Origin of the sequence: Streptomyces sp. SM1 (assembly GCF_002910825.1) — a bacterium.
Taxonomy (GTDB): domain Bacteria; phylum Actinomycetota; class Actinomycetes; order Streptomycetales; family Streptomycetaceae; genus Streptomyces; species Streptomyces okerensis.
In genome coordinates this window covers 1-11,248 of the sequence record NZ_NEUB01000722.1, presented here as the reverse complement: position 1 = coordinate 11,248, position 11,248 = coordinate 1, and the positions used below count along the sequence as shown (strand labels likewise).

Annotated in this window: 9 protein-coding genes; 6 read left to right on the top strand and 3 right to left on the bottom strand. The window is 74.1% G+C overall.

Annotation, left to right across the window (positions count from 1 at the left end):
• On the top strand, positions 1–1,334 hold a 1,334-nt coding region (locus tag B9S61_RS20780; protein WP_103543601.1), incomplete at its 5' end, for a DUF58 domain-containing protein.
• A gap of 47 nt (positions 1,335–1,381) precedes the next feature.
• Positions 1,382–3,721, top strand: coding sequence for a DUF3488 and transglutaminase-like domain-containing protein (locus B9S61_RS20775; protein WP_181007457.1), 2,340 nt, complete (start codon positions 1,382–1,384; stop codon positions 3,719–3,721).
• Positions 3,722–4,111: 390 nt separating this feature from the next.
• On the opposite strand, the gene B9S61_RS20765 is transcribed toward B9S61_RS20775, so the two are convergent.
• The 3 genes from B9S61_RS20765 to B9S61_RS20755 all read right to left on the bottom strand — a co-directional run bounded on the left by B9S61_RS20765 (position 4,112) and on the right by B9S61_RS20755 (position 6,323).
• Positions 4,112–4,522: a DUF3040 domain-containing protein gene (locus B9S61_RS20765; protein WP_103543599.1), complete on the bottom strand. Its 411-nt coding sequence runs from the start codon at positions 4,520–4,522 to the stop codon at positions 4,112–4,114.
• Positions 4,523–4,786: 264 nt separating this feature from the next.
• Positions 4,787–5,581: a methyltransferase gene (locus B9S61_RS20760; protein WP_181007456.1), complete on the bottom strand. Its 795-nt coding sequence runs from the start codon at positions 5,579–5,581 to the stop codon at positions 4,787–4,789.
• 178 nt (positions 5,582–5,759) lie between these two features.
• Positions 5,760–6,323, bottom strand: coding sequence for an SAV_6107 family HEPN domain-containing protein (locus tag B9S61_RS20755; protein ID WP_103543598.1), 564 nt, complete (start codon positions 6,321–6,323; stop codon positions 5,760–5,762).
• Positions 6,324–6,498: 175 nt separating this feature from the next.
• Here B9S61_RS20755 and B9S61_RS20750 point away from each other — a divergent pair, with 175 nt between their 5' ends.
• The 4 genes from B9S61_RS20750 to B9S61_RS20735 all read left to right on the top strand — a co-directional run.
• Entirely contained in the window at positions 6,499–7,257 is a 759-nt protein-coding gene (locus B9S61_RS20750) for an ATP-binding cassette domain-containing protein (RefSeq protein WP_103543597.1), read from the top strand.
• On the top strand, positions 7,229–9,313 hold the full coding sequence (locus B9S61_RS20745) for a YhgE/Pip family protein (RefSeq protein ID WP_103543596.1): 2,085 nt from the start codon (positions 7,229–7,231) through the stop codon (positions 9,311–9,313). Before B9S61_RS20750 ends, B9S61_RS20745 begins: the two co-directional genes overlap by 29 nt.
• Positions 9,314–9,348: 35 nt before the next feature.
• Positions 9,349–9,978: a TetR/AcrR family transcriptional regulator gene (locus tag B9S61_RS20740; RefSeq protein ID WP_103543595.1), complete on the top strand. Its 630-nt coding sequence runs from the start codon at positions 9,349–9,351 to the stop codon at positions 9,976–9,978.
• Positions 9,979–10,386: 408 nt separating this feature from the next.
• Positions 10,387–11,248 (top strand): NAD(P)/FAD-dependent oxidoreductase (locus B9S61_RS20735; protein ID WP_146064903.1); only part of this gene is annotated, 862 nt, incomplete at its 3' end.

Below are 11,248 nucleotides of genomic sequence, written 5' to 3'. Positions count from 1 at the left end.
ACGGCGACACGGGCGACCGGAGCGGGATCAGGACGGCCCTGGCGGGACTCACCACCCGTGGCCGGTCCTTTCTGGCCGCCGGCGTGGCCGCCGCGGTCTGCGCGTATGTGCTCGGGCAGAGCGATCTGCTGCGGGTCGGGCTGCTGCTGGCGGTACTGCCGCTGGTGTGCGCGGCCGTGCTCTACCGCACCCGCTACCGGGTCGCCGGCAGCCGCCGGCTCTCCCCCGGCCGGGTCCCCGCCGGCTCCGAGTCCCGGGTGCATCTGCGGATGGACAACGTCTCGAGACTGCCCACCGGCCTGCTCATGCTCCAGGACCGGGTGCCCTACGTGCTCGGCCCGCGCCCCCGGTTCGTACTGGACCGGGTGGAGGCGGGCGGGCGACGTGAGGTGTCCTACCGGGTCCGCTCCGATCTGCGCGGCCGCTACCCGCTGGGCCCGCTCCAGTTGCGGCTGTCCGACCCGTTCGGGATGTGCGAGCTGACCCGGTCCTTCTCCACGTTCGACACGCTGACGGTGATCCCGCGCGTGGAGCCGCTGCCGCCGGTGCGGCTGGGCGGCGAGGCGATGGGCTACGGCGACGGGCGGCAGCGTTCGCTGGCGCTCGCCGGTGAGGACGACGTCATCCCGCGCGGTTACCGCTACGGCGACGATCTGCGCCGGGTGCACTGGCGCTCCACCGCGCGTTACGGCGAGCTGATGGTGCGCCGCGAGGAGCAGCCGCAGCGCGCCCGGTGCACGGTGCTGCTGGACACCCGGGCCGTCGCCTACGAGGGCGCGGGTCCGGACTCGGCGTTCGAGTGGGCGGTGTCCGGCGCGGCCTCCGTGCTGGTGCACATGCTGGAGCGGGGCTTCTCGGTGCGGCTGCTGACCGACACCGGCACCTCGGTGCCGGGCGAGGGGTCCGACGGTTTCGCGGGAGTGAACCAGGAGTCGGCGGACGCGGCCGGGCTGATGATGGACACCCTGGCCGTGGTGGACCACTCCGACGAGGACGGCCTGTCCCGCGCCTTCGACGTGCTGCGCGGGGGGAACGAGGGGCTGCTGGTGGCCTTCCTCGGCGACCTCGACGAGGAGCAGGCCGCGGTGCTCGCCCGGATGCGGCAGCGCAGCGGGGGCGCTCTCGCCTTCCTGCTGGACAGTGGGGCCTGGCTTCGGGAAGCGGCCGGTGTGCCCGGCCCGGCGGACAAGGGCGAGGAGCGGCTGCGGATGCTGCGGGAGGCGGGCTGGACCGCCCTGGGGGTGCCGCGTGGCGCCTCACTGGACGAGCTGTGGCGGCAGGCGGACCGCGAGCGGTCGGGCCTGGCCGCGGCGAGCGGTGGGGAGGGACCGTGATCAGCGGGCGGGCGAGGCTGGCCATCTGTGCGTGGGCGGCCACACTGATGGCGGCGTGCGCCCTGGTGCCGCTGGTCAGCGAGGCGACCTGGCTCGTCCAGTCGACGCTTCTGCTGGCGGTGCAGTCGGGCGTGGGCGCGGCCGCCCGGCGGGTGCCGCTGGCGCGGCCGCTGACGGTGGCGGCGCAGTTCCTCGTCACGCTGGTGCTGCTGACCCTGGTCTTCGCGCGTGAGTACGCGTTCGCCGGGCTGATACCCGGTCCCGAGGCCTTCCGTCACTTCGCCGCGCTGCTGGAGCAGGGCGGGAACGACGTCGGCCGGTTCGCGATCCCGGCGCCCCTGACGGACGGCATCCGGCTGATGCTGGTCGGCGGGGTCCTGGTGATCGGGCTGCTGGTGGACACCCTCGCGGTGACCTTCCGCAGCGCGGCCCCGGCCGGGCTCCCGCTGCTCGCGCTGTACTCGGTGGCCGCCGGACTGTCCGACGACGGCATCGACTGGCTGTGGTTCCTGCTGGCGGCGGCCGGCTATCTGATGCTGCTGCTCGCCGAGGGGCGCGACCGGCTCTCCCAGTGGGGCCGGGTGTTCAGCGGGACGGCCCGCGGCCCGGGAGCCGACCAGCCGGGCGCCGTCGCGCCGGTGCGCACCGGACGGCGGATCGGGGTGCTCGCGGTGGGCATCGCCCTGGTGGCGCCGCTCGGCCTGCCGTCGATGAACGGAGGGCTGCTGGATCCCACCGGTTCGGGGGTCGGCTCGGGCGGCGGCGGGGGCGGCACCATCTCCGCGGTGAACCCGCTGGTGTCGCTGCGCGACTCGCTGAACGTGAACGAGGACCGCCAGGTGCTGTCGGTGCGCTCCGAGATGGCGGACACGTCGGACCTGTATCTGCGGATCGTCTCCCTGGACGACTTCGACGGCACCACGTGGAAGCCGTCGAAGCGGTCCATCACCACGGTGCCCGACGGCAGGTTCCCCACCCCGCCCGGCCTCGGCCCCGACATCGCGCGCACGGAGGTCGGCACGACGGTCTCCACCGCCGACTGGTACGGCCAGAACTGGCTGCCGATGCCGTACCCGCCGAGCGAGGTCAGCATCAAGGGCGACTGGCGCTACGAACCCGTGGGTATGACCCTGGTCGGCGACCACGGTCAGAACACCCGCGATCTGACGTACGAGGTGCGCAGCCTCCAGGTGCGGCCCACCGCGGAGCAGCTGGCCGGCGCGCCGGAGCCGTCGCCGGCCCTGAAGCGCGAGTACACCGAACTGCCGGATTCGCTGCCGGGCCTGGTCTCCCGGACCGCCCGCGAGGTCACCGAGGGCGCGGACAGCTCCTACGACCAGGCGGTCAAGCTCCAGGAGTACTTCACGCTGAACGGCGGCTTCGAGTACGACACCGAGGTCGACGTCGGCAGCGGTTCCCAGGCGATCGAGCGTTTCCTGCGGGACAAGCAGGGCTTCTGTGTGCACTTCTCCTTCGCGATGGCGTCGATGGCCCGCTCCCTGGGCATACCGGCGCGGGTCGCGGTGGGCTTCGCGCCCGGCACCCCGCAGGCGGACGGCACGATCTCGGTGGGGTTGCGGGACGCGCACGCCTGGCCGGAGCTGTACTTCGAGGGTGTGGGCTGGACCCGCTTCGAGCCGACCCCGACCCGGGGTTCGGCGCCGTCGTACACCGTGCCGGACGCGGCGGACAGCACGCTGCCCGATCCGGCCCTGCCGTCGCGTGCGGCGCCCGATGCGGGGTCCGCGGCACCGTCCCAGAGCGAGAGCTGCTCGCCCGAGCGCAGGAGGCTGGACGGGTGCGGGAGCGAGTCGCCGCAGGCGGTGACGGCCACGGGCGGTGACGGGCCGAAGTGGTACGCGCTGCTGATGTGGGCGCTGGCCGGTCTCGCCGTCCTGGCCCTGCCGCTGTCGCCGATGCTGTGGCGGCTGCGGACGCGGGCGGTGCGCCTCGGCGGGCACGGCCGGTCGGAGGCGGAGGCGGCGCCGTACGTGCTGGGCGTCTGGGACGAGCTGACCGACACGGCGTGGGACTACGGCATCCTGCCGGACGAGTCGCTGACGCCGCGGGGGACGGCCGACCGGATCGTGCGGCTCGGCCGTCTCGACCGGAGCACGGCGGAATCGGTGCACCGGGTCGCCGGTGCGGTGGAGCAGGTCCTGTACGCGCCGAGGCCGCGGCCGGCGGTGGGTCTGGCGGACGAGGTGCGCCGGGTGATCGAGGGTCTGCGGGACACGGCCGGCCGGCGGACGCGGCTGCGGGCGGTACTCGCACCGCGGTCGGTGGTACGGGTGGTCTGGGCGGTGTCGACCCGGTGGTCGAGCGTCCGCACCCGCCTCCTGGCCCTCCGCCCGACCTGGCGACGCCCGTCCCGCCAGGGAAGCTGATACGAGCGGCCCGCGGAAGACCACTCCGCGGGCCGCTCCCCCAGCACCGGACCACCGCTACCACGGACAGTCGTGCCGCAGGGGCGCGGCACGCGCGGACGCGACGACACCCCACCGGCACCGAACCACGCCACCCACCCCCGAACCACCGCTACCGCGGGCAGTCGTGCCGCTGGGGCGGCACGGGTGGGCGCGACGGCACCCCGTCAGCGCCGGTCCGCGCCACCCGCTCCCGGACCGTACCGACGCCGGGCGCCCCGGAAGGCGCGGGCCGCACGGGCCGACGACCGCCGGGACCGGCAGCACGCGTCCCGAGAACATGGTTGAGGGGGTGACCACCTACGGAGTGGTCACCCCCTCAACCATGTCTCGACGCGTCAGAAGGCGGACCTACCGCCCACCCTGCTCGTCACGCCGCCGCTGCCAGCGCTCCTCGATACGGTCCATCACGGAGCGACGCTGTCTCCCCTGACGGCCCGCCTGCGGGGCACCTGCGGCACCGGCGGCACCGGCGGCCTGCTCACCCGGCTTGGGCGCCTTGCGCCAGCCGGTCACCGCGAGGACCGCGCAGCCCAGCATCACGAGGAATCCCACGACACTGAGCCAGACCTGCTGGGCGACCATACCGGCCATGAGGAGCGCAATACCCACGAGGAAGCCCGCGACCGCCTGGTAGACCCGTCGCCGGGTGTACGTACGCAGCCCGCTTCCCTCGAGCGCCGTCGCGAACTTGGGATCTTCGGCGTACAGCGCTCGCTCCATTTGCTCGAGCATGCGCTGCTCGTGCTCCGAGAGCGGCACGGAGTCCTCCTCATCGTGCAGTCGCCGGGGCGACCCGGGGGGTCCCTTCAGGATAGGCAGGGAATCGCCCCCGTGAAACCCGCCCCTCTACGCCAATTGGCCAACCGGTACCAGCCATCACGTCCCGGCCCGCTGAGGCTTCTCATTCCCCGGCGGCCGACCCGTCATGCCGGGCGGTCTCCCTCGATCATACGGCGCCCGGCCGCCATTCGGGGGGCCTGTGGCGCAGTCCATGCACAGCGGGGCCACCGGACGCGTCGCTGATCAGCGACGCGTCACAGCTCGCGGCTCACGCCCCAGGGGCCCCGGCGTCTCACCGAGCACATGAAGCTGGGTGGCCACGGAGTGGAAGGCGGCGACCTCGGCCGCGGCGGCCTCCAGCTTCAGCAGGGCGTCCAGGGCGCCGGGCTCGGTGTCGACGAGCACGCCGGGCACGAGGTCGGCGAAGACCCGCACACCGTGCACGGCACCGACCCGCAGGCCCGCGTCCTCCACGAGTGAGGTGAGCTGCCCGGCCGTGAAGCGGCGCGGCACGGGGTCGCCGGCGCCCCATCGGCCGTTCGGGTCACCGAGCGCCTGCTGAGCCTCCGTGAAGTGACCCGCGAGGGCGCGGGAGAGCACGGCGCCGCCGAGGCCCGCGGCGAGCAGGCTGAGCACGCCCTCGGGGCGCAGCGCGGCCACCGCGTTGCGAACGCCTTCGGCCGGGTCGTCGACGTACTCCAGGACGCCGTGGCACAGCACGACGTCGTAGCCGCCGCGCTCGGCCACGTCGAAGAGACCGTGGGCGTCGCCCTGGACGCCCACGACCCGGTCGGCGACGTCGGCCTCGGCCGCGCGGCGCTCGAGGGCGAACAGCGCGTTGGGGCTGGGGTCGACGACGGTCACCCGGTGGCCGAGGCGGGCGAGGGGCACCGCGAAGTTGCCGCTGCCGCCGCCGGTGTCGAGGACGTCCAGCGCCTGCCGTCCGGTCGCCTCGACCCGGCGTTCCAGGGCGTCCTGGAGGACCCCCCAGACCACGGCGGTACGGAGAGCGGCGCGGGGTCGCATCGGGTCCGACACGGTAGTGACTCCTCGGCGGGGTCCCGCCGGGGGTTCGGCGGGACGGTCGGGCTTGGGATGCTGTCCACCTTATGGCCTGTGCGGTGCCGTCCGGTCACCTGGCCGGGGTGGACCCGCGCGGCCGCGGGCCCGCCCCGGATGTTCGCCCCCGCTGCCCCTTCCCGTCCCGTCCTCGGGGCTACGCCCCCAGGCCCCCGGTGCGCAGTTCCCCGCGCCCCTGGAGGTCCGTCCCTTCGGTACGTGGCTGGGGCAGGAGCGGCTGGGGTGCCAGCATGCGCTCCACCAGGCGGAGGAACGTCGTGACGTCCCGTATGAGGTCGTCGGCGTCCCGGGTGGTCGCCGCGCCCTGGATGCCCGCCTCGGCGCGGGCGCGGCGCCCGGCCCCCGAGGCGAACAGCGCGCTCCACTCGGTGAGCTCGGGGGCGATCTCGGGGAGTACGTCCCAGGCGCTGCGGATCTTGGCCCGGCCCCTGGGTGAGGTCTCGGGCCGGCCGCGTGCGGCGAGCACGGCGGCGGCGGTGCGCAGGGCGGCGAGGTGGGCCGTCGCATAGCGCTCGTTCGACGTTTCGAGGACGGTGGTCTCGTCGAGTCCGGCACGGGCCTGGGCGAGCAGGTCGAGGGCGGCGGGCGGGGCCGTGGCGCGGCGCAGCACGGGGTGGACGTCGCTCGCCGGGCCGTTCAGTGAGGGGGCAGGGCCGGCTGCACGGCGCCGACGGGCGGCGGCTGCGGACGAGTTGGCCATGACGAACCTCCTGTCGTCTTCGTGACGGCACGCCCCGAGACGGGGTGCCGTATGTACACATCGTGAGGTATGGCACTGACAATCCGTTCTGACCTGGGCTTTTGCTTCGAGTAGCCGTTCGAGCTAACTTTTGCACTGACCAGTCAGTTCAAAGAAAGTCGACAGAGGGGGGACTGTGGACGATCCGCTCGGACTCGCCGTCACGGCCCATGACTTCGGCCTCCGCGGGCCGAGAGGCTGGGCGTTCCGCGGCGTCCGCGCCGACGCGGAGGCCGGCTCGCTGATCGCGGTGGAGGGGCCGTCCGGTTCGGGCCGCACCTGCCTGCTGCTCGCACTCACCGGACGGATGCGGCCCACGGAGGGCGCGGCCGCCGTCGGCGGGCTGGAACTGCCCCGGCACATGGCCGCCGTACGCCGCCGCAGTGCCCTGGCGCACGTCACCGGTGTGACCGATCTGGACCCGGCCTTCACCGTCGGCGAGCACCTGCGCGAGCAGGCACTGCTGCACCGTCGTTTCGCCGGCTCGTTCCCCCGCCTCCTGCCGCGTGGGCGCGGTGAGCGCACGCGCGAGGAGAGGCGGCGCGTCGACACCGCGCTGACCGCGGCCGGTCTGGACCTCACGGCCCTGCCCAAGGGCCCGCGGACGGCCGTACGGGATCTGGAGCGGGTGGAGTCGCTGCGGCTGTCGCTCGCGCTGGCGCTGCTGTGGCGCCCCCGGCTGATCGCGGTCGACGACGCCGATCTCAAGCTCTCCCCCGCCGAACGGGAGGAGATCTGGACCCTTCTGAGGTCCGTCACCCACGCCGGCGTCACCGTGCTGGCGGCGTGCAGCGAGGCACCGCGCGACGCGGTGGCCGTCCGTACCGGGGCCACCCGGCCCGACGAGGAGAAGGAGGCGGCAGCCGATGCGCTCGCCGGGACTGGCCGCTCTTGAGCTCCGGCGCTTCGGCCGGGGCACGCTGCCGCGCGCGGCACTGGTCGCCCTGCTGGTGCTGCCCCTGCTGTACGGCGCCCTGTACCTGTGGTCGTTCTGGGATCCCTACGGCCGGCTGGACCGGATCCCGGTGGCGCTGGTCAACGACGACAAGGGGGCGACCGCCGACGGCGCGCGGATCACGGCGGGCGACGACATCGCCGAGGGCCTGCGCGACAGCAACACCTTCGACTGGCGGGAGGTGAGCGCGGACGAGGCCCGGCGGGGTGTCGAGGACGGCACCTACTACCTGTCGCTGACGATGCCCGCCGACTTCAGCCGGCGTATCGCCTCCAGTTCGGGCGACTCCCCCGAGACCGGCGCCCTGCGGGTGCGGACGAACGACGCCAACAACTACATCGTCGGGCAGATCTCCCGCACGGTGTTCGGCGAGGTGCGCCGGGCCGCCTCCACGAAGACCTCACGCACCTTCCTGGACAAGATCTTCGTCTCGTTCTCCGGCATCCACGGGGAGACCGTGAAGGCGGCGGAGGGCGCCGACCGGCTGAACGGCGGCATCGGGAAGGCGGAGCAGGGTTCCGAGGACCTCTCGGACGGCCTCACCGACGCCCAGAAGGGCAGTGGCAAGCTGTCCAAGGGCCTGAAGGACCTGCACAAGGGCGCGGGCGACCTGGAGGACGGCTCCGGGAAGGTCGCGGAAGGCACCCGGAAGCTCGCCGGCAAGGTGAACGCGGTCGACGCCGAGCTGGGTCCGTTCCTGAAGGAGAACGAGAAGGCCATCGGCGACACCGCGCGGGCCGTCGCCGACTCCGCCGGCCGGCTCCGGGGCGACCTCGACGCGCTCGAGGAGCGGGCGCCGGCCGCCGCGAAGGACGCCCGCGCGGCGTCCGGCACCATGGACGACGTGCACAGGGCGCGCTGCGAGGACCCCGCCCTGCCCGATCCCGCCTGCCCGGACCTGACGAAGGCCAGGGACGCGGTGGCCACGGCGGCGGCCGTCGCCGAGGACGTCGGCACCCTGGTCACCGACCACCGGGCGGAACTGAAGAAGCTCGACGGGCAGCTCGCCGGCCTGGAGAAGCAGGCCCGTGCGCTCGCCGTCCGCGCCCCCCGCCTCTCCGAGGACCTGGACGACGCCGTCACCAGGATCAACAAGCTCGACACCGGGGCCGGCAAGGTCGCCGCCGGGGCGAAGAAGCTCCACAAGGGGCTCGGCACCGCCGCGACCGGCGCCCGGGACCTGGACAAGGGTGTCGGCGCGCTGAAGACCGGCGCGGACGATCTCCAGGGCGGTCTCTACAAACTCGTCGACGGCTCCGGCGAACTGGCCGGCGGACTGCACGAGGGCGCCGGGAAGATCCCCGACTACGACGAGCGGGACCGCGACCGGCGTACCGAGGTGATGGCCGACCCGGTGCGGCTCGTCTCCAGTGACGCGCACAAGGCGCCCGACTACGGCACCGGTTTCGCCCCGTACTTCATCCCGCTGTCGCTGTGGGTGGGCGCGATGGTGGCGTACATGCTGATCTCGCCGATGAACCGGCGGGCGCTCGCGGCGGGCGCCCCGGCCTGGCGGATCGCGCTGTCGGGCTGGCTGCCGGTGGTGGCGATCGGGGTGCTGCAGACGGTGGCTCTGATGTCGGTGCTGCACTGGGCGCTCGGGCTGCAGATGGCGCGGGCCGCCGGAACCGTGGGCTTCCTGTTCCTGGTGACGGCCTGCTTCGCGGCGATCGTGCAGTGGCTGAACGCGCGGTTCGGCGCGGCCGGCCGGATCCTCGTCCTCGCCCTGCTGATGCTCCAGCTGACCTCGGCGGGTGGCACGTACCCCATCCAGACGAGTCCGCCGTTCTTCAACGCGCTGCACCCGTTCCTGCCGATGAGTTACGTCGTCGAGGCGCTGCGCCGGCTGATCACGGGCGGCGGCCTCGGACCGGTGTGGCAGGCCTGCGCCGTGCTGGCGGCCTTCACCGCGGGCGCCCTGGCGCTGACCGCGCTGTCGGCCCGCCGCCGCCAGGTGTGGACACTGGACCGGCTGCACCCCGAGCTGAGCCTGTGAACGGGCGGGCCGGCGTTCCTGTGACAATCAGGACCATGGAAAGCAGCAGCACCACGCCGGGCGGCAGTGCCCGCCGCGAGGCCACCCGGCAGAAGCTCTACGAGGCGGCCGTCACCCTCATCGCCGAGCAGGGCTTCTCGGCCACCACCGTGGACGAGATCGCCGAGCGGGCGGGAGTCGCGAAGGGCACGGTCTACTACAACTTCGCGAGCAAGTCGGTCCTCTTCGAGGAGCTGCTGCGGCACGGGGTCGGTCTGCTGACCGCCTCGCTCCGGGAGGCGGCCGAGAGGACGGCGGGGGAGGGCCGCGGCAAGGTCGACGCGCTGGACGCGATGATCCGCGCGGGGCTGGTCTTCATCGACCGCTACCCGGCCTTCACCCAGCTGTACGTGGCCGAGCTGTGGCGCACCAACCGGGCGTGGAACTCCACGCTGCTGGTCGTGCGGCAGCAGGCCGTGGCGGTGGTCGAGGGGGTGCTGCACGAGGGTGTGGCGACCGGTGAGCTCAGCGAGGAGATCGATGTCCCGCTGACGGCCGCGGCGCTGGTGGGCATGGTGCTGGTGGCCGCCCTGGACTGGAAGTCCTTCCAGCCCGAGCGCACCCTGGACGACGTGCACGCGGCGCTGTCCCGGCTGCTGCAGGGGCGGGTCAGCGGCCGCCCCTGACCCCTCCGGCCCCCGGCACATGAAGGCGCCGGTCCGGCGGTGGCCGCGTCCCCCGCGGGCCACCGGCCGGACCGGCGCCTTCCGTGCTCCCCCGTACGTTCCCCCCGTGGACCCCCGTCGCGGTCGTCCCCCGGGCTCCCCCGTGCCTCACCTCCGCCGGTGATTCCGGCGCAGGGAGCGGATCGCGGGCCCGGCCCGGCTCCGGCGCCCCGTGTCGCCGGTTCCGGGGCCGTGCCCCTCTCCGTGGTCTCCACTCTCCCGTTCCCACGGGCCGGAGCCATCCGCGCGGGTACTCAAGTGGGCGACTAGGTACGGGTACTCACCCGTGCGTGCCCGCGCCTCCGCCCCGGCCCGCGGGCGTGGGTGCTCGGTGCCGGACGGCCGGTGCCTGCGGATAAAGTCCCTGGCATGGCACGGATTGCGGTGATCGGCGCCGGGGTGGGCGCGATGGCGGCCGCCGCCCGGCTGGCCGTCGCGGGCCACCGGGTGGCGGTGTACGAGCGGACGGAGACGTACGGCGGTGCGCTGCGCCGCGTGGAGCGCGACGGGTTCTCCTTCGACACCGGGCCGGGGCTGCTGCCCCTGCCGGCGGTCTACCGCGATCTGTTCCTGAAGACCGGCAAGCAGCCGCTGGAGGAGTGCGTCGAGCTCGTCCAGGTGGACCCGTCGTCGCACCACGTGTTCGCGGACGGCACGCGCGTGTCCCTGCCCAACGCGTCCCGCGCGGGTGTCGTCTCCGCCGTGGCGGAGAGCCTCGGCCCGGTGGCCGCCCGGCGCTGGGGCGACTTCCTGGTGCGCGCCCGGGAGGCCTGGGACCGCTCGCGCCGGCCGCTGCTGGAGGAGCCGCTGTGGACCGACTGGCAGGTGCTGGCCGAGCGCGAGCCCTACCCGGCGGTTCCGCACAGGCGGCTGCTGCGCGCGCGCACGGCGGGCACGCTCGCCGAGGTCGGCGCGTGGGAGCTGCGCGACCCCCGGCTGACCGCGCTCCTGGAGAGCCACGCGCTCGCCTTCGGTCTCGATCCCCGCGTCACCCCGGCGAGCGCGGCCGTGCTGCCGTACATGGAGCACGCTTTCGGCACCTGGTACGTGCGGGGCGGCATGCGGGAGCTCGCGCGGGCGGTGTACGAACGGTGTCTGGCCCGCCGCGTGGAGTTCCACTTCGGCGCGGAGGCCGCCGGGGTACTGGAGAAGGACGGCCGGGCGGCGGGGCTGGAGCTGGCCGACGGCTCGGTGGCGGAGGCCGACCTCGTGGTCGCCGGGGTGGCGCCCG